Origin of the sequence: Psychroserpens sp. (assembly GCF_036960315.1) — a bacterium.
In the GTDB taxonomy this organism is placed as follows: domain Bacteria; phylum Bacteroidota; class Bacteroidia; order Flavobacteriales; family Flavobacteriaceae; genus Psychroserpens.
In genome coordinates, this window is sequence record NZ_JBALVR010000012.1 from 1 (window position 1) to 17,820 (window position 17,820).

Annotated in this window: 20 protein-coding genes; 4 read left to right on the top strand and 16 right to left on the bottom strand. The window is 33.5% G+C overall.

Annotated elements, in window-relative coordinates; all coding sequences use genetic code 11:
* Positions 1 to 351: 351 nt before the first annotated feature.
* The 8 genes from V7719_RS16370 to V7719_RS16405 form a co-directional block, all read right to left on the bottom strand.
* Positions 352 to 642 (bottom strand): hypothetical protein, encoded by a 291-nt coding sequence (locus tag V7719_RS16370; RefSeq protein WP_335731024.1) that lies wholly within the window; start codon positions 640 to 642, stop codon positions 352 to 354.
* Between the two features lie 203 nt (positions 643 to 845).
* A complete protein-coding gene (locus V7719_RS16375; RefSeq protein ID WP_335731025.1) occupies positions 846 to 1,442 on the bottom strand; it encodes an NAD(P)H-dependent oxidoreductase in 597 nt (198 codons plus the stop codon).
* A 5-nt stretch (positions 1,443 to 1,447) separates the two neighbouring features.
* Positions 1,448 to 1,906 carry a RidA family protein gene (locus tag V7719_RS16380; protein ID WP_335731026.1) on the bottom strand — a complete coding sequence of 153 codons (459 nt, stop codon included), beginning with the start codon at positions 1,904 to 1,906 and terminating at the stop codon, positions 1,448 to 1,450.
* A 3-nt stretch (positions 1,907 to 1,909) separates the two neighbouring features.
* On the bottom strand, positions 1,910 to 2,371 hold the full coding sequence (locus V7719_RS16385) for a nucleoside deaminase (RefSeq protein WP_335731027.1): 462 nt from the start codon (positions 2,369 to 2,371) through the stop codon (positions 1,910 to 1,912).
* A gap of 100 nt (positions 2,372 to 2,471) precedes the next feature.
* Positions 2,472 to 3,176: an SDR family oxidoreductase gene (locus V7719_RS16390; protein ID WP_335731028.1), complete on the bottom strand. Its 705-nt coding sequence runs from the start codon at positions 3,174 to 3,176 to the stop codon at positions 2,472 to 2,474.
* 12 nt (positions 3,177 to 3,188) lie between these two features.
* The gene (locus V7719_RS16395) at positions 3,189 to 4,298 is read right to left on the bottom strand and encodes a serine hydrolase domain-containing protein (RefSeq protein ID WP_335731029.1); all 1,110 of its coding nucleotides are present in this window, start codon (positions 4,296 to 4,298) and stop codon (positions 3,189 to 3,191) included.
* Between the two features lie 310 nt (positions 4,299 to 4,608).
* On the bottom strand, positions 4,609 to 5,331 hold the full coding sequence (locus V7719_RS16400) for an SDR family oxidoreductase (protein ID WP_335731030.1): 723 nt from the start codon (positions 5,329 to 5,331) through the stop codon (positions 4,609 to 4,611).
* 55 nt (positions 5,332 to 5,386) lie between these two features.
* A complete protein-coding gene (locus V7719_RS16405; RefSeq protein WP_335731031.1) occupies positions 5,387 to 5,962 on the bottom strand; it encodes a TetR/AcrR family transcriptional regulator in 576 nt (191 codons plus the stop codon).
* A 177-nt stretch (positions 5,963 to 6,139) separates the two neighbouring features.
* On the opposite strand from V7719_RS16405, the gene V7719_RS16410 reads away from it, so the two are divergent.
* Entirely contained in the window at positions 6,140 to 7,045 is a 906-nt protein-coding gene (locus tag V7719_RS16410) for an SAM-dependent methyltransferase (protein ID WP_335731032.1), read from the top strand.
* A gap of 68 nt (positions 7,046 to 7,113) precedes the next feature.
* On the opposite strand, the gene V7719_RS16415 is transcribed toward V7719_RS16410, so the two are convergent.
* Positions 7,114 to 7,356, bottom strand: coding sequence for a cold-shock protein (locus V7719_RS16415; protein ID WP_335731033.1), 243 nt, complete (start codon positions 7,354 to 7,356; stop codon positions 7,114 to 7,116).
* 16 nt (positions 7,357 to 7,372) lie between these two features.
* Complete coding sequence (locus tag V7719_RS16420; protein ID WP_335731034.1) at positions 7,373 to 8,377, bottom strand: fatty acid desaturase family protein; 1,005 nt, start codon at positions 8,375 to 8,377, stop codon at positions 7,373 to 7,375.
* An 85-nt stretch (positions 8,378 to 8,462) separates the two neighbouring features.
* Between V7719_RS16420 and V7719_RS16425 the strand changes: the two genes are divergently transcribed.
* Entirely contained in the window at positions 8,463 to 8,621 is a 159-nt protein-coding gene (locus V7719_RS16425; protein WP_335731035.1) for a hypothetical protein, read from the top strand.
* 191 nt (positions 8,622 to 8,812) lie between these two features.
* Here V7719_RS16425 and V7719_RS16430 read toward each other — a convergent pair whose 3' ends face one another.
* The 4 genes from V7719_RS16430 to V7719_RS16445 form a co-directional block, all read right to left on the bottom strand.
* On the bottom strand, positions 8,813 to 9,253 hold the full coding sequence (locus V7719_RS16430; RefSeq protein ID WP_335731036.1) for a KTSC domain-containing protein: 441 nt from the start codon (positions 9,251 to 9,253) through the stop codon (positions 8,813 to 8,815).
* A 92-nt stretch (positions 9,254 to 9,345) separates the two neighbouring features.
* Positions 9,346 to 10,881 (bottom strand): SDR family oxidoreductase, encoded by a 1,536-nt coding sequence (locus V7719_RS16435; RefSeq protein ID WP_335731037.1) that lies wholly within the window; start codon positions 10,879 to 10,881, stop codon positions 9,346 to 9,348.
* Positions 10,882 to 10,885: 4 nt separating this feature from the next.
* The gene (locus V7719_RS16440) at positions 10,886 to 12,199 is read right to left on the bottom strand and encodes a DEAD/DEAH box helicase (protein ID WP_335731038.1); all 1,314 of its coding nucleotides are present in this window, start codon (positions 12,197 to 12,199) and stop codon (positions 10,886 to 10,888) included.
* Positions 12,200 to 12,204: 5 nt separating this feature from the next.
* Entirely contained in the window at positions 12,205 to 13,545 is a 1,341-nt protein-coding gene (locus V7719_RS16445) for a DEAD/DEAH box helicase (protein ID WP_335731039.1), read from the bottom strand.
* A gap of 175 nt (positions 13,546 to 13,720) precedes the next feature.
* Here V7719_RS16445 and V7719_RS16450 point away from each other — a divergent pair, with 175 nt between their 5' ends.
* Together V7719_RS16450 and V7719_RS16455 are read left to right on the top strand one after the other, a co-directional pair.
* Positions 13,721 to 14,290, top strand: a complete 570-nt coding sequence (locus tag V7719_RS16450; protein ID WP_335731040.1) for a Crp/Fnr family transcriptional regulator — start codon at positions 13,721 to 13,723, stop codon at positions 14,288 to 14,290.
* A 57-nt stretch (positions 14,291 to 14,347) separates the two neighbouring features.
* Entirely contained in the window at positions 14,348 to 15,088 is a 741-nt protein-coding gene (locus tag V7719_RS16455) for an acyl-CoA desaturase (protein ID WP_335731041.1), read from the top strand.
* A gap of 365 nt (positions 15,089 to 15,453) precedes the next feature.
* On the opposite strand, the gene V7719_RS16460 is transcribed toward V7719_RS16455, so the two are convergent.
* On the bottom strand, positions 15,454 to 16,491 hold the full coding sequence (locus V7719_RS16460; protein WP_335731042.1) for a WD40 repeat domain-containing protein: 1,038 nt from the start codon (positions 16,489 to 16,491) through the stop codon (positions 15,454 to 15,456).
* A 1-nt stretch (position 16,492) separates the two neighbouring features.
* On the bottom strand, positions 16,493 to 17,749 hold the full coding sequence (locus V7719_RS16465) for a S41 family peptidase (protein ID WP_335731043.1): 1,257 nt from the start codon (positions 17,747 to 17,749) through the stop codon (positions 16,493 to 16,495).
* Positions 17,750 to 17,820 lie beyond the last annotated feature (71 nt).

Sequence of the window (17,820 nt, forward strand, 5' to 3'; positions counted from 1 at the left end):
TCTTTGTTTCCTTAAGATGGTATCTAGTTTATCGTGAAGAACATCGATTTGTTTATTTGAAAAATTATTTTCTCTTTTATTTTTAGAATTCTGTAAGATTAATAAAATTATAATTATAATTAAAAGAATATATTCCATATGTTTCTGTGGTTAATTAGGTAACTAATGAAGAGACATATGCAATGTAATACTTATTTTATGAGTACGTATTAAAGATATAAGGAAAGCCTAAAAGGTTCTGTTTGGTAGATTTTAAACTCATTTTAATAGAAATACTCTTATTTATGAAGACCCCGAAAACGGTAATAGATATGCATTCAGAAAAACTGCAACTCAAATTTTTCTTTTTAATTATCTGTCATATAATTTTTCGGTTGCTTTTTTAAGTTCGGCCTTCGGTAAAAACTGATCAGAAATGGTAAGAATAGCATGAAGGTTATCACGAAGTCTTTCTGATTTTATATCACCTGGTTTCATAGATGTTTGTAGGAGATGCAAAGCCATGTCTGCAAGAAGAAGCCTTTGCTTTTCTAACCATTCACTATCACCTTGTTTCGCTTTATGATTTAAGTATGCTGTTTCTACTTGATCATGTAATTCCCAACTGGTCTTTATTAATTCTATTTTGTTGTCGTCTTTCATGTGTTCTAAATAAAGTTTTATGAGGCCAACGTTAGATAAATTATGCTAAGGTTTCACCTAAGGTATCCATCTTATTCAACCGTTCTTTACGGAATTCTTCACTGGAATCCGAGATTGAAGAAATACAGGTAACGTATTTATCATCTTCATTTTTAAACGAATTATATGGATTGCTATATGTTCAATCTTTTTTGATTCATAGTTTAATTCATAGTTAATATATCAAGCCTAGCTCTTAGTATTTCGATGTCTTTTTCAATCTGAGGTTCTTTAACAACATTATAAGAATGGAATCCGTCTAAAATTTCAAAACCACAAAACTTATAATTTGCAGATAAATTGATAAGCGCTTCATCTGCAGATTTACCCTCAAACAAATCTTGTGACGGATTATTAAAAGCTTCTTCCGGAGCGTTCCAGGTTGTAGATAACATGTATTTTTTTTCTTGAGAAATGCCGCCTGAACCATATTGTTTGGATTTATCTTCTAGTAATCGACCATCATTTATTAATAATTTTTGTTGAGACCAGGCTTTCGTGAATACTTCATCGATATATTTTTTATGAATCCAAGGTGTATTAAACCAAAATACAGGAGTTTGGGTAATAACAAGATCGGCCCAATCGTGTTTATCTACTTCACTATCTATATCATATCCATTCTCTATTTTGGTTGTTTTGATTGTAAAGTTTCTATCTTCAAAATGAGATACAATTTGATCTTGAAAAAGGTCATTCAATTTTCCTTCAGACATCCCATCCCACTTTTGATGGGCATTTATTATAAGTATATTTTTCATTTGTTTTATTCTTTAATGGTAAAACTAGTTGTAAGACCAACACTAAAATCTCTCGGTAAAGTATCTACTCCAAAAATTGCTCTAGAGTGTGTTCCTTTGTCTCCTAATACATTGACAAATAAATCAGAGGCACCATCGGCAACCTCTGGTGATTCATCCCAATTTTCACCTGATTGAAAATAAACATCTATATTATTGAGTCCTATAATATTGTCAAATCCAATTTTATTTTCTACTTGCGCTAATACGTTTAAAGCGCATAATCTCAAAGCATTGTAGCCTTCTATAGTTGTAATTTCATTTCCTAATTTGCCCTGGTATAAATAGGTGCCGTTTTTTATAGGAAATTGGATGGCTACATAAGCCATATTTCCTCTTACATTAACGGAAACATAGTTTCCTCCAGGTGTAGAAATTTGAGGAAGTTCAAGGCCCATTTCCTTTAATTTATCATTGATATTCATAGTTCAGTGTTTATGTAGATTTGCAGCTTCTTCTTCTAATAATGGACCAACAACCTTTACGTGTCGTCCACCCTTTGACAAAACGTCTCTAGCAGACATTTCAAAAACCCAATTCGGATTTTCTCTCCCAACGATCTTATAGTATTCAGACTTACTTAATCCATAGACCAATTTTCCGACACCAGTCCAGTAAATTGCAGACGCACACATTGGACAGGGTTCATCGCTTGTATAAATAGTACAGGAATTCAAATAGGTGTGATCGTAAATTTTGCCAGCTTCGCGTAACATGTTGATTTCAGCATGGGCAAGCATATCGTGATCTGTGTTTATTGTGTTTTCCCCCTTTAAAATGACTTCTCCTTCCTTGTTGACAAGAATACATCCATAAGGTAAATTTCCTTTTGCTTTTGATGTTTTAGCCATGTCAATTGCGTCTCTTAAAAAGTTTTTATCTTGATTCATTTCTTTCGCTATTTTGATGTTTTTATTGTCCGTTATCTTAGCATTTAAATTACAGCCAATTCATGCCATAAGAAATGTGAGCAGTGTTATATATTTAAATTTAAAATGGATTTGTTGCCCAAACGGTGACTTCAGGAATAAAACCTTTGTCTCTCATTTCAACCACTGAAAGGATGGTTTTGGCAATATCTTCCGATCCTAATTTGTTTGATTCTTCGCCACGTTCTTCTCTAGATGCATCTGCAAAGGCGGTTGTTACCTCACTTGGATTGACTAAGGAAACTCTTATGTTATCTTTTCGCAACTCGGCTTGCCAAGATTGAGTCATACCTCTTACAGCAAATTTTGATGCTGCATATACAGAGCCTCTTGCAAAGCCTTTTAGACTAGCCGTGGATCCAATGTTTATTATGTTACCCGATTTCTGTGTCTTAAATATTGGGATGAATTCTTGTGTAAGTAAAGCCAAACCAAATACATTTGTATTATAGACATTCAATAAATCATCTTCAGTGATTTCACCAAGTATAGGAAATACACCTATTCCGGCATTATTTACTAGCGTATCTATTTTCCCGTCTAAAAGTATCATAGCTTCTTCTGCTTTCTGAGGAATTGTTTTTAAATCACTAATATCAAATTGTAATGCGATTGCTCCTATTTCTGTTGCTACTTTATTCAGCTTACTTTTATCTCTTCCAGTAATAACAACTTTAGCGCCTTTTGCTATAAACTGTTTCGCCGTTTCTTTCCCAATACCAGAACTTCCTCCGGTAATTAGTACTTTCGAATTGTTGATTTTCATATGTTTTTGTTATTAATTTTCTTCAATTGTTTTCATGAGTTCAAAACACAAACTATCTATATTACCCATATTTTCGCTATAGGCAGTGACATTGGAGAGTATTACAATACCGTTTTTTGTTTCGGTGTTAAATACCAATGAAGAAGAATAACCGCCAGTACCTCCATTATGCCAGTACCATTCAGGTTTATCTTCATTTTTACGAATATGCCAACCTAAAGCTACGTCAAATTTTTCGTTAATTGTAAAAGTCTTTATTCTAGATAATGCCAATTCTTTATTTGATTCATCGAATTGAGCAATTATAAATTTTGATAAATCTTGAACTGTAGACAAAATTCCACCAGCACCTACCAATATCGACAAATCCCAATTGGAAACCTCTTCTCCTTTTTCGTTTAAGCCATGCACTAATTTTGATGAAACTTGTGATCGATCAGTTGTAGAGCTTGACATATTATATTTTGAAAAAATCTCTTCATCTATTAAATTTTGATAAGTTGTTTTTTCCATAGAAGCAAGAACGTATCCCAATAAACCCACTCCCAAATTAGAATATTCATTTTTCTCACCGGGGTTCTTGGATAATTCCAAGTCGTCCATTAAATATTCTTTTAACTCCTTTAAATGATAATTTTTAAACGGATTGTCAGTATCGTCCATATAGCTGTCAAAATTTGAAGGCATTCTTGATAGTCCAGAAGTATGGTTTGCAAGTGCCTTAAAAGAGATCTTGATATCATTTTTTAGAGAAAAATCAATATAATTATTTATAGGATCCTCTATGTCTAAATTGTTATTTATAGCGGCATTAGCCAGTAATGTACCTGTAAATGCTTTTGATATTGAACCTATCTCGAATACGTTCTCTTTATTTTCGACGCCAATGACAGTATCATTCACACGCTTTATTCCGTAGAATTGTGCTACACCATTTTCAATTAGAGCAATAGAGACCTGTGTTTGATTTGGAAATACTTTTGTCATTTCAAAAACTATATCCGCTTGGGTTTTTGTTAAAATATGGTCTTGTGCAGACTGATTGTCTGATGCAAGTTTCACATCGCTATTGCAAGCATACACCGAAAGTAGTACGAATACTGAAAGATAATTTTTTATCATTTGTGTGTTTTAAGTATGAATTTTGTTTTCAATATTGGAGCAAATTTCATGTAAAAATAAAATGTAAACCTTGTCATATGACAACGTTTTATGGTAAGTCAATTTTTTTTAAACGTTTGTGTGTTTCACTTATAAAGTCTATAAATGAATTTGTTCTATGGCTCGAATAAGATTTTCTTTTTTATTTCTTCTTTTACTGTTCCAAATATAATTCTTTGTGTTTTTAATTCTACTTGTTATTTAAGTTGTGTTTAATGTTCTCATGATTTTGTTATTAAATGGGCAGAAACAATGCTTCTGCCCTATTTAACTATACTAATTTTTGTCCTCCATCGATATCAAGAACTGCTCCAGTAACATAGTTACTTTCTATAAAGAACATAACTCCTTTAGTCACATCACTTGCAACACCTATCTGTTTTACCGGTAATGTTTCAGCAAAACCATTAAAGAATTCTTTTTGTTGCTCAGCTGGCATGTACGCATCCCAAGCCGTGGTATGTATAAAGCCAGGAGCAATAACATTTACTCGTGTTGGCGCTAATTCTAAGGCTAACATTTTTCCTAAAGATTCTACAGCTCCTCCAACTCCTGTATAAGGCATTTGTCCAACAATTGCTTTTTTACTAACGATCCCAGAAAATAAAGTTATTGAATCTCCCTTTCCCATTTTCGGACTTGCATGCTTTACAGCATTCATTTGGACCCAAAGCTTTGAATCAAATAACGCTTTAGCAGCTTCCATGTCTAATTCTTTAATAGAGCCTCCATAACCTCCAGATGATGAAACGACCAAATGATCTACTTTTTCGAAGGTATCAAAAAATGTTTTCACTTCTGCTTCGATACTTCCGTCTAATTGATAGATAGAAACGTTTCCATTTAAATGATTTTTTGCTTTTTCAAGTTTTTCAAGTGATCTACTTGCAATGGTGACATTGGCTCCTTTCTCGATGGCTTCTTTGGCGGTTTCTAATCCAATTCCTTGGCTTCCTCCAATAATAACTACAGTTTTGTTTTCTAATGTTTTCATGTGTTTTTGTTTAAATATTAAATTAGACCAGTCTACTATCAAATAACTAAAAAAATTATAAAATATAATTATTTAAAAATTTTATAAATGTTGTAATTGATTCAGTATTTTTCGAAGATTTCATACGCAATAAAGAACCTTCCCAAGTGGTTAAAACAAAATCAGCCATGTCCTTAGCTGTTTCATCTTTTTTAACGGTATTATTATCCTGTCCTTCTTGAATACACTTCTCAAAACAATCTTGCCATTTGTTTAATTCGTTTGCAACCGAATCACTAAATGCTTCAGACATATCCGACAACTCAAGGCTACTATTACCTAATAAACAACCTTCCTTATACCCCTTATTAATATACACATTTTTCATGTCTTCAAAAAATGATAGTATTCTAGCTTTAGGCATTTTTGTACTATCCGTTAGATAACTGTTTAAAAATGTTATTGAGTTTTCAGAATAAAACTTGATAACCTGCACACCAAAATCTTCTTTACTCTTAAAATAGTAATAGAATGACCCTTTCGGAATATTGGCGGTTTCCAATATCTTATTTAAACCAAGATTGTTATATCCGTTTTTAAGAATTAAATCCGTCCCTATTTCTAAAATGCTATCTATTGTTTCTGTCTTCATGATTTATATATTAGACCAGTCGGCTACAAAGGTAATACTTTTTTTTAAATACCAAAATATTTTGTAATTATTCTATTCCACATACACTTCTTTCGGCTATTCCAATAGCACATGGTCAATTTTTACTACCTTACAAAAAGATCCATTTTAAGCATAAATTAAAAGAGAACAACACACATGGCAGAACAAAAAGATTTAGATTTCACCTATACTACGATTGACGAAATATTTCGTTTGAGTATGGGAGAAACAGGAGATTATAGCGGAGCGAAATACGATGGTGATTTCACGATATCGCTGGAAGACGCTCAAAAAGCAAAGCATAAATTCATAGCTGATAGTCTCAATATTTCTAAAGGTTCCAAAGTACTCGATATGGCTTGCGGTTGGGCGCCTTTCACACGTTATGTAACCCATGACAGAGGCGCTGAAAGTATAGGTCTGACGCTTTCTCAAGGGCAGGCCGATGCATGTCAAAAGAATGGATATAATGTGATTGTAAAAGACTGCCGCTATATCAAACCAACAGATTTTGGAACTTTTGATGCCATTACCTGTATTGGTGGATTGGAACATTTCTGTTCGGTAGAAGAATGGCAAGCTGGCAAACAAGTGCAAGTTTATCAAGATTTTTTTAAAGTGCTATATGATCTGTTGCCCATTGGTGGTCGGTTTTATATGCAGACGATGGTCTTCAGTAAGAATATGATTGATTTTGAGGAGCTAGATGTAAATGCTGAAAAAGGATCTACAGCCTATATTATGGCGCTCATGGTAAAACAATTCCCAGGATCTTGGCTTCCCTATGGTCCCGAAATGGTTATCCAATGTGCGGCACCTGGTTTCAAACTAATTTCCCAAAGTAGCGGAAGGTTAGATTATATTGAAACTATAGCCCAATGGCGGAAGAAATTTAGAAAATTTAATCTAAAAAAATATTGGCTTTACCTTTCTCTGATCCCTAGATATATTATGGATAAGGAATTCAGACACCTGGTTGCCATTTTCAAAGTAAGTCCGAATAAGGTTTGTTTTGAAAAAGAGGTTATGGATCACTACCGATTAGTCTTTGAGAAGGTCTAAGTATCTCACAACAGGAAACAAAAAAACCATCAATGAAGATGGTTTTTTTATATTTTTTGTTGGGTAGTTTATGCCAAACGTACTTTTACTGCGCTTAAGCCTTTCTCTCCTTCTTCTACTTCGAATGTCACTTCATCGTTTTCTTTAATCTCATCTATGAGGTTTGTTGAATGCACAAAGACATCTTGATCTGTATCTTTTATGTTTATAAAACCAAATCCTTTGGAGTTATTGAAAAATTTTACGGTACCTTGTTTCATATCGTTTACTTTATTAGTATTCATTAATTTATTTATAAATTTTTTTATCATGAGTTCTGTGTTTTAATTAAAAATTTGTAAGTACCGCTTTATCAATACTTAGGATTTCCTTTTTCCCTAACATGCGAAGCATTTTTGTGTGATCCCAAATAGCATGTATAAATGATTTTTTAACATGATATGGCATTCCATATTCTTGTGCTGTTTCTGATACAATCTTTGTTAGGTTTTTATAATGTACATGACACACATCTGGCAATACATGGTGTTCTACTTGATAATTTAGTCCACCTATAAGCCAAAATAAAATCTTACTATTTGGTGAAAAATTAGACGTGGTAGCAAATTGATGCGCATACCAATTATCGTTCATATGTCCTTCTGCATCAGGAAGTGGAAACTCATTCGCTGGCATAATATGAGCTATCTGAAAAACAATACTGACTAAGAGCCCTGTAACAAAGTGCATACTTATAAAGGCCAGTAGAATGATCCACCACGAAAATGGTAGCATAACCATAGGCAATACCAAGGCATATGAATAATAAAATAGTTTCCAAGCGATCATGCTTATCAGTGTTTTTTTGTATTCATTTTTCTCATTTAAAAATCCCATGTCTCTATACCGTTTTAAACGCACAAAATCTTTAGTGGTGATCCAGGATATCGTTGATATGCCATAAAAAAACCAGATATAAATATGTTGAAATTGGTGTACCCAGTAGTGTTTAGCATGTGGGGAGAATCGTAAGAAAAATGGCGCATTCAAATCATCATCTGCATGCTCAATATTTGTAAAGGTATGATGCAAGACATTGTGTTGTATTTTCCAAACCGTTGCATTAGCACCTATTAGATTAAACGTATAGCTTAAAAGTGTGTTGATCTTTTTGTTTTTTGAATATGACCCATGAATGGCGTCATGCATAACATCCATACCAATTCCTGCCATTCCCAATCCGCTTAATATGTACAATAAAAAAAGTAGCCAAACTTCAGTCACCATACCTGATGCAAGTGTAAGTAATGGCACAAAGAACAAGGCTATCATAATAATGGTCTTCACCACCATTGTTGAATTGGCATTTCGACTTGTATTATTGGTTTTAAAATAGGTATTGACTCGGCTTCTTAAGGTTTTTGAAAAGTCGGAATTTATGTCTCTTGAAAATTTTGGATTGTCGATGCTATTATCTTTTTATTTTATTTTTATTACTTCGGAAACAAAGGAAGTCTTGCGTGATGCATTACCAATGCCCTATTGTATTGAAGCCTTGCAACGTATCAGATTACTATCACTGAATCACGTCTATTAAAAAAATGAAGAAAGCATAAGGATTGTTTAAGATGGTAAGAAATTAAAAAACAGAAGCTGTCTAAATAATTAACTTTGCAAATGTAGGCTAAATTAATGTTGGTTACTAAAATAATGTGTTAAACATTTGATAATCAATTTAATATGTAACCTCACGCCCCTTTCGTTCATTATCCATTTTTAAATGGACTTTTAAGTTGTACGTTTCGACATTCTATAGGTATAATGAGGAAATATGGTACGCTTTGCAAAACGATTGAGCTTAGCACTATTGATCATTTTAATATAGACTTGTTTTGTGACGCCAAAGTATTCATAAGTTGATCCATCAAGAAAGCTAATTTCTAACAATAAGCCTTTATGAGTATAATCTGCAATACCAGAATTGGTAATGGTCTCTGTATAGCTGTCGAAATTTGATACTTTTGTCTCAGGTGCCATGCTCACAAGAAAATGGTAGCCATCAATAATTTTTCGGCTATGGATCTCTGCTTCTTCCTGCATAGCGTCTCCATTTTGAAATTTATCTGGATGCCATTCTTTAACCAAATTACGGTAACTCTTTTTTAAAGTCTTTAATTCGATGTCGTTTTCCACTCCAAAGAGTTTCTTGTATTCATTTATGCGCTTCATTATCAATTTTATTTGAAGGCGCAAAAGTACATGTAAATATCAAATGAATTACGATATTTTGCAATGCTTTTAATTTTAATGCAATTTATGTTCTACCAATCAATAGGAAAGTAATCTTTTAAGAATTTTCCACACCAATGTTTCCCCGTATTAATACCATCAATTAAAGGGTCCATAACGCGTGCAGCACCATCTACAATATCCAAAGGTGGTTGAAAATCGTGAACTTCTATTTTCTTTTTAGATAACTCTGCTGGATCTTCATCGGTTACCCAGCCGGTATCAACAGCATTCATATAAATACCCGACTTAGCAAAATCTGCAGACGACGTGTGCGTTAACATATTTAAAGCAGCTTTTGCCATATTGGTATGTGGATGACGGGCTTCCTTTTTAAATCGATGAAACTTCCCTTCCATAGCAGACACATTAATAATATGCTTCTTACCGGTATTTTCTTTCATCATCAAATGCGATAAGCGATTACATAAAACAAATGGAGCTACAGCATTTACTAACTGAACCTCTACCATTTCAGTCGTTTCTATTTCTCCTAGTTTTAAGCGCCAACTATTGGTTTTTCGCAAATCGACTTGTTGTAAATCTGCGTCTAATTGTCCTTCAGGGAAAACTTCTGCCGTTTGTAAAGAATTATCAAAACTATATGGGATTTGAGACAGTTCTGCTGAAGAACGCAAGCCGATTCCTGGTTCCGGACCATGCCATGTAACTGGTAACACATTATTTTTTGATGTCTTTGAAGTAGGAATACTTAAATCTGATAATTCTTGTAAACAACTCACATGACTTTTCAATAAATGCTGAGCGCGCTTTGGTAATTGAGCTATGGGCATTTTTTCATTTTCCATTAAATGGAAATAAAAACCAGAGGGTCGTCGTACAGTTTGAGCTGCATTATTAATTAAAATATCTAAGCGTGTATATTGCTGTTCTATATAATTGCAAAAAATCTCTACACTTGGTATATGACGTAAATCTAATCCATGAATATGTAAACGATCGCTCCATTGGTTATAATCATCTTCTTTAGAAAACCGAATTGCAGAATCTGTAGGAAATCGTGTGGTAGCAATAACTGTTGCTCCCGATCGCAGTAACATTAATGTAATATGATAGCCTATTTTTAGTCGCGAACCCGTAATTACGGCAACCTGTCCTGTTAAGTCTGCTGTCTGAAACCGTTTCGCATAATTTAAATCACCACAGGTTGTACACATCGTGTCATAAAAATGGTGCAATTTGGTATATACCGCTTTACATACATAACAATTTCTTGGCGATTCTAATTCTGAGGTATCTTTTTGTGCTTCAATTGGTGCTAATAATTTTGGCGCAGTAAAAATACTTGCTTCTCTAGCAGATCTAATTCCGGTTTCTTTTCGCGCATGTTTGTCCCGAGCAATCATCTTACGCTTTGCCGCCTTTTTTGCATCTTTTCTACGACGCTGATATTCATCACGGTTTGGCCTAGACAATTCACCAGTAACTTTTAAAAGTGCTATTCTTTGAGATTCTGGTAATTCAAAAAGTTGATTTGAATCATCTAGTATATTCTGTAGGGTTGTAATACAGAATTCTATGTCTTGATTTGGATTATTTTCACTCATATCATTAAAGCACGGTAACCCTTACCTTTTTCTTTTTTAATCGGGTATTGTTTAATTTTCCGACCAATTCATCAGCAATGGCAAGAGGAACAGCTACAAACGCACAATCTGGTTTGAGCTCAATAGTTCCTAATTGATCTTTATTAATTCCGCCTTGTTTAAAAAATAATCCTGCGATATCGCCCTTCGAAATTTTATCTTTTCGTCCACCAGATATAAATAAAGTTTCCCAGTATTGTGGTTTATGAGGTGCTTTCTTAGAAATATTTATGCTTTTTGCATCCTTAATAAATTCAGGTAATTGTTCGCTTTTCCATTTTAAGACATAGGCCGTTCCTTCTGCATCTACTCTGGCTGTTCTTCCATTTCTATGAATAAAATCTTCTTCATGTCGCGGTAATTCATAATGGATGATATACCCCATTTCTGGAATGTCTATACCTCTAGCTGCTAAATCTGTTGCAACCAATAATTGGCAGGTTCCGTTTCTAAATTTAATTAAAGCCCGTTCTCTATCTTTTTGTTCCATACCTCCAGAAAAGCATGCATGACTAATTTTATTGCGCTCTAAAAACGAACTGACTTGGTCGATACTGTCTCTTAAATTACAGAAAATGATACCTTGTTCATTACCAATATGCTGTACCAAATCCAACAGTGTTGGTAATTTATTTTTACTTGGAGATAACACTATTTTAAGAGCTAATCTTGAGGCAACTTTTTCTTTTAAATAATTGATGGTATATGGCTTGTCTAATCGCACAAAACCAGGAACATCCACCGCTTGAGTTGCAGACGTTAAAATACGCTTATTGATATGTGGCAACTGACTTATAATAGCTTTCATTTCTTGCTCAAAACCATTTTCTAAAGACTTATCAAACTCATCTAAAATGAGCGTTTTAATATGCGTTTTAGAAAAGCGGTCATTATTAAAGTGATCTAATATTCTACCTGGTGTTCCTATTAAAATAGCAGGATTATGTTTAATTTCAATTTTGTCTTTAGACATAGGTCTGCCGCCATAAACAGCATTTACTTTATAACCAGATCCCATAGAACGAATGACTTGCTCAATTTGAATGGCTAATTCCCGTGATGGCACTAGTATTAATGCTTGAACCTCTTTAGATTCTGGGTCTAAAAATTTCAAAAGCGGTAATGAAAATGCTAATGTTTTTCCAGTTCCGGTTGGAGATAATAGGATCGTATTTGTTGTTGCTTCAATGACAGAAATGGCTTCCTCTTGCATGGGGTTCAAAGCCTGAATATTCAATTTCGTTAAAATATCCTGTTGGTTTTTAATGCTATTTGCCATACTATTTATTTCGTTTTAGTCTTTTTAGACGCTTCAGATTTTAGGTTTTCAGTACTAGTTTGTGCTAAGTAATTTGCTAATATTTTATCGACGAGTTCTTCTTTTGTTAAATGATGAAATATCGTTTTTATCTTAGCTTTAAAATCTTCAGAGACTTCACGATTAGGTTTGGCTTTAAATATTTTTTTAGCCCATAATAAACCATTATTTTCTTCAATGCTTTGTGCGTCTGCTTTTATAAATTCATTAAAAACAAGACCTAATTCATTTTCAAAATCGGTAATATCTTCAACTTCTTCCTTCTGCAAAATGGTTAGAGAAAGCCCTTTTGCTCCTGCCCTAGCCGTTCGTCCACTTCTATGTACATAGGCATCATAAGTGTCTGGCAAATGATAATTGACAACGTATGATACGTCTTTGACATCAATACCACGAGCTGCCAAATCGGTAGCGACTAAAATATCGATATAGCCTTCTCTAAATTGCCCCATAATACGGTCACGGATACCTTGGGATAAACTACCATGTATCGCGCCAGAAGAGAACTTATTTATTGCTAATTTTTTTGCCAATTTATTAACAGCAGCTTTAGTTTTACAAAATATAATGCCGCGTTGCCCTTCTTTAGAATTTAAAAAATGAAGTAATACCTCTAGCTTTTCTATAGGTTCTACAACCACATATTGATGGTCGATACCTTGATGACCCAGAGTTTCCATATCTGCTTCTAGATGCACCACATGTTTTGACATATAATTTTGAACCAATTGTTTTATAGTCCCAGATAGGGTTGCTGTAAACAATAATGTTCTTCTAGATTTGGGAATGCCTTTTATAATAACATCTACCTCTTCTTTTAAGGCGCTTACCATTTCATCAGCTTCATCCAATACTAAATACTCTAAGTTTTTAATATCAATAGCGCCACGTTTAACTAGATCAACTAAACGTCCAGGAGTTGCTACAACCAGATGCGTTGTGGTTTTTAAACGTTCTATTTGAGGTTTTATGGGAATACCACCACATAAAGACGCGATAGAAATGTTTGGGCTATCTGCTGCAAATGCTACTAAATTGTTATAAATCTGTTGTCCTAATTCTCTTGTTGGCGCCAATATAAGCCCTTGTACATTGGTCTTTTCTACAGCAATCAACTGCAGTAAAGGCAATCCGAAAGCTGCTGTTTTCCCTGTTCCTGTCTTTGCTAAAACAACAAGATCTTCTTTTTGATTTAGAACAACTGGAATGGCCTTTTCTTGAATATCTGTTGGAACAGACATCTGTAAATCGGTTAAACTTTGTTGTAATTGTTCATTAATTCCTAAATCGGAAAAACGGTTTGACATAAAAAATAATTTTGGCAAAGATAGCGATACTGTTCTTGGGAATTGGACAAATAGTTTCTTGTGAATTTAGAATGTTCTATTCTAATGAAAAGGAACATAATATATCAATGCTAATTACCTCATATGCCTATCTGAATTCCTATCTTCGCAAGCTCAATCCCTAGGATTAAAAAATGTGCAACAGATAAAAGACCACTTAGATCAAATAGCGACCATATCTACATCAGATTGGGAGTTTTTTACATCAAAATTGCAACCTCGTGTGATTCCGAAGAAAACGATTTTTTTAAAGCTCAATGCTATAGAAAATCATATTTCCTTTATTGAATCTGGTGTTGTTCGCTTATTTATTCCGAAAGAAAATCCAGAGAAAGAAATCACCTTTGGATTTAGTTTTAAAGACCAGTTTATTAGTGCTTATGATTCGTTTTTAACACAAACACCTTCTGCATATCAACTACAAGCACTTACAGAAACGACCATTTTAAGTATCACTTATGACGATTTGCAATCGGTCTATAAAACAACACAAATTGGAAATTTGATTGGCAGATTGACTGCAGAACGGCTCTTTTTGCTAAAATCTAAGCGTGAACAAAATTTATTGAATTTGACTGCAGAGGAACGTTATGTGAAATTGTTTAAAGAACGTCCTGAACTCCTGAAGGTGATTCCATTAAAATACATCAGCTCCTATATTGGTGTGACCGCACAAGCGTTAAGTCGAATCAGAAAGCGTATTTAATTGATTTAGGTTCATTGTTTCACATGTAACATCGAAGTATCTTTACAAAAAAAAGTTATGGTGATCGTTATTTTCGTATTAGTGCTTTGGTATGGAGGCTTATTTTTTCAGTCTTTCTTTTTGCATCGCTATGCAGCACATCAGGTATTTACCATGTCGAAAACTATGGAACGCATTAGCTTTATTCTAACTTGGATATTTCAAGGCTCAAGTTATTTAAGCGCCTATGGATATGGGATTATGCATCGTATGCATCATGCATATACAGATACTGAGAAGGATCCGCATTCTCCATCTCATGATGCTAATTTGTTTGCGATGATGTGGAAAACAAAAACGATCTATCAAGATATTAATAAACAGCGTATTGACATTGATCAGCGTTTTACCAAAAACGTTCCGCAATGGACAGGTTTTGATCTATTTGCGAGTTCTCGCTTTTCAAGATTGCTTTGGATTACAGGTTATATCTTATTCTTTGCATTCTTTGTAACGGCTTGGTGGCAATGGCTATTATTGCCAATTGCGTTTTTAATGGCGCCTATTCATGGTGTGATAATTAACTGGTTTGGCCATATTTATGGGTATGTCAATTATACAATGAAAAACACAAGTAAAAACCTCTTCCGATTTGATTTTTTAATGATGGGTGAAGGCTATCATAATAATCATCATAAGCATGCTAGTAGTGCCAATTTTGGGGTGAAATGGTATGAGATCGATATCACCTATTTGATTATAAAACTATTAGATGCTTTTGGTTGTATTCATTTGAAACCCATTAGAGTGAAAGAGTAATAGTTGCAATAAGATATACCGCTACTTATTATTTATTTCGACTGCCATGTGAAAAATATTCTTGACCATCTAAAACATAGAATACTGGATATTTTTTTTCTTTATCCTATTCATATTTTTTTGGTAAATATATTTGGATACTTCTCTCTTCATTCAATATTTGACAATGAATAGTCTCATTTTTACCTACTACATTATTAGCATCAGAAGATTGGGAATAAGAAGGAAAAAAAGTTCCTATAAATATTAAAATCATCTAGATAAGCTGTTTCATTTTATGTTTTTAGATAGAAAGATAGCTCAAAAGTAAAAACATGACGACTTCATAAATCAGACTTGAGTTTTTTTTATCATTTTTTCAACTTTTAAAGACCCCATAATTTCACTGTTTTATCCTTACTTGATGTCACTAACCAGCGACCATCGGAACTTACATCGCAACCCATTCCAATATCATCGGTATGTGCTGATAAAGTTTGTAGTACTTTTTCATTTTTCACATCCCATAATGTAGCAATTACAGGTTTTGTATAACCTGTAAAACCAAAATGATATTCTAATAGCTCGCCAAGTATTTTTTTGTCTGTTCCACCGGCCAAAACTCTATTGTTATCTATAAATACTACAGAATGTAATGCTTCGTTTTCTCCTTTTAAAGTATGCAATAATTCCCAAGTTTTGGTATCCCATATTTTCACTGTTTTATCATCACTTCCGCTAGCTAATAATGCGCCATTTGGGCTAAAATCCATTGCTAATGGAACCATAGAATGACCCAAAAGTGTGTTTACCAATTTACCAGTTTTCATATCATATATTCTTATGGCATTATCACTACCAGAAGCTAATAATAATTCTCCGGTTGGATTAAACACGACTTCCCATATATTATGTTCAGCATCTTTAAATTCATAAATTAATTGACCAGTATCTATATTCCATACTAAAACTGTATCATCATTTCCACCAGCTGCGATATGGTTTCCATTGGGACTATAAGTTACTGACCATAATGTGCCTTCATGTCCTTCTAAAATTCTAATTAGTTGTCCGGTTTTTGCATTCCAAATTCTTACTTTCCCATCATAAGACCCTGTACAAACGGTTAAACCATCTGGACTAAAATCTACTGAAGGTGTTCCGTAATCATGAGGCAGGCTATGAATAACTTCACCTGTAATTCTAGACCAAATTTTAGTTTCGTTTTCCAATCCGCCACTTACCAAAAGGGAATCATTTGGACTAAATTTCACTTCCCAAACACCATCAGAATGATGCGTGAACGTATCCTTTAATTCAATAAAGTTTCCGTCTACTAGTTTTGGTTGTTTAAATAATTGTGAATACACAATGTACAGTAAGGCTAATAATAGAAACAAGAGTATGACTTTTCCTTTTTTCATTTTATTTGATGTTTTCCAATTTTAAAATCATTGCTTTTGCAGATTCAGAATTTGGATCTAACTCTAGAGCTTTGGTATAACATTTTAATGCATTTTCTTTATCACGTTTCATAGCATACGCTTCCCCTAAACTATCCCATGTATTAGCATCGTTTGGAAATATTTTTACGTTTTCCTTAAATACGATAATTGCATTATCAACCGATTTCTCTTTTAAAAACGTATACCCAATTTTATTTAAAACATTATTCTTTTTCCTTTTAACCGTTTTATTAATGGCATCTATGTAAGCATTTACAAAAGCATCTTTTTCAGAGGTTTCAATATTGGGTTGCACGCCTTTTCCTTCCCAATTGGTTTTTGTAATAGGATGTATTGATTTGATATACGGAACCGAAATAGTGAAATCGTCGTTTAAATTAATTCGTTTCGTTCGGTTAGCTCCTCCTTTAGTGACTTCACCAACTACAGTGGCTCTATCTAAATGCTTCAAGGTATAGGTAAACGCCTCTGCTGCAGAAAATGTATGCTTACTCGTTAAAATGTAAATAGGTTTATTTACACTTTTATTCCCATCAACATTTGCAAACGTATACAATTGGGTCTTTGTGTTGGTTTTTCGTTCGTAGAAATCACTTAATAAAACGGGAGTTTCATCAAAGAAATAGCTCGATAATAATTGCATCATACTCGGAACGCCTCCTCCATTAGTTCGCAAATCGATAATTATGGCATTGGTATTACTTAAAAAATTCATGGAGGCAGTTGCCGCTTCTTCAGCATATTTTATATCTGCAAAGAGACGTAGATTTAAATAACCAATATTCCCATCTAGTATTTTTGTTTCCGTAAAACCGAAATTGATTTCCGCCATTTTCATAGCCATTCTTTTTTCCTTTTCTGATTGCATTTCATCGGAAATCACGCGTTTATTTTGAGCAATACGTTTTGGTTCAAATCGAACTTTAAGGTGTGAATCGTTGCTAATCCTTTGCAAATCTTCGGTTAAAGCTTGAGAAAATTCGGAAGGGCTTTTTATGGCCTCATACTTCTTAGATTTTATATTCTTACCTAATTCGGTTATCATTTTATTTGATATCCCTAAATCAATATAAGATGTATTTAAATGTGTTTGTATTAAAGATACAATAGCATTTTTTTCATTTGTTGTTAATATACTTTGCTTGTCTTGTGCTATACCATTTTGCATGAAAGCAAATGATAACATAAAGAACATAATTTTAAAATACGTTTTCATAATATAGTAGTTTGTTATTTATAATTTTCAACAAACGTATAGGCAAACTAAAACCCAACAAAGTATATTTC

Coding starts and splice junctions, on each gene's coding strand:
- V7719_RS16370 (WP_335731024.1), bottom strand. CDS start 642: ATGAAAGACGACAACAAAATAGAATTAATAAAGACCAGTTGGGAATTA.
- V7719_RS16375 (WP_335731025.1), bottom strand. CDS start 1,442: ATGAAAAATATACTTATAATAAATGCCCATCAAAAGTGGGATGGGATG.
- V7719_RS16380 (WP_335731026.1), bottom strand. CDS start 1,906: ATGAATATCAATGATAAATTAAAGGAAATGGGCCTTGAACTTCCTCAA.
- V7719_RS16385 (WP_335731027.1), bottom strand. CDS start 2,371: ATGAATCAAGATAAAAACTTTTTAAGAGACGCAATTGACATGGCTAAA.
- V7719_RS16390 (WP_335731028.1), bottom strand. CDS start 3,176: ATGAAAATCAACAATTCGAAAGTACTAATTACCGGAGGAAGTTCTGGT.
- V7719_RS16395 (WP_335731029.1), bottom strand. CDS start 4,298: ATGATAAAAAATTATCTTTCAGTATTCGTACTACTTTCGGTGTATGCT.
- V7719_RS16400 (WP_335731030.1), bottom strand. CDS start 5,331: ATGAAAACATTAGAAAACAAAACTGTAGTTATTATTGGAGGAAGCCAA.
- V7719_RS16405 (WP_335731031.1), bottom strand. CDS start 5,962: ATGAAGACAGAAACAATAGATAGCATTTTAGAAATAGGGACGGATTTA.
- V7719_RS16410 (WP_335731032.1), top strand. CDS start 6,140: ATGGCAGAACAAAAAGATTTAGATTTCACCTATACTACGATTGACGAA.
- V7719_RS16415 (WP_335731033.1), bottom strand. CDS start 7,356: ATGATAAAAAAATTTATAAATAAATTAATGAATACTAATAAAGTAAAC.
- V7719_RS16420 (WP_335731034.1), bottom strand. CDS start 8,377: ATGGTGGTGAAGACCATTATTATGATAGCCTTGTTCTTTGTGCCATTA.
- V7719_RS16425 (WP_335731035.1), top strand. CDS start 8,463: ATGTCTCTTGAAAATTTTGGATTGTCGATGCTATTATCTTTTTATTTT.
- V7719_RS16430 (WP_335731036.1), bottom strand. CDS start 9,253: ATGAAGCGCATAAATGAATACAAGAAACTCTTTGGAGTGGAAAACGAC.
- V7719_RS16435 (WP_335731037.1), bottom strand. CDS start 10,881: ATGAGTGAAAATAATCCAAATCAAGACATAGAATTCTGTATTACAACC.
- V7719_RS16440 (WP_335731038.1), bottom strand. CDS start 12,199: ATGGCAAATAGCATTAAAAACCAACAGGATATTTTAACGAAATTGAAT.
- V7719_RS16445 (WP_335731039.1), bottom strand. CDS start 13,545: ATGTCAAACCGTTTTTCCGATTTAGGAATTAATGAACAATTACAACAA.
- V7719_RS16455 (WP_335731041.1), top strand. CDS start 14,348: ATGGTGATCGTTATTTTCGTATTAGTGCTTTGGTATGGAGGCTTATTT.
- V7719_RS16460 (WP_335731042.1), bottom strand. CDS start 16,491: ATGAAAAAAGGAAAAGTCATACTCTTGTTTCTATTATTAGCCTTACTG.
- V7719_RS16465 (WP_335731043.1), bottom strand. CDS start 17,749: ATGAAAACGTATTTTAAAATTATGTTCTTTATGTTATCATTTGCTTTC.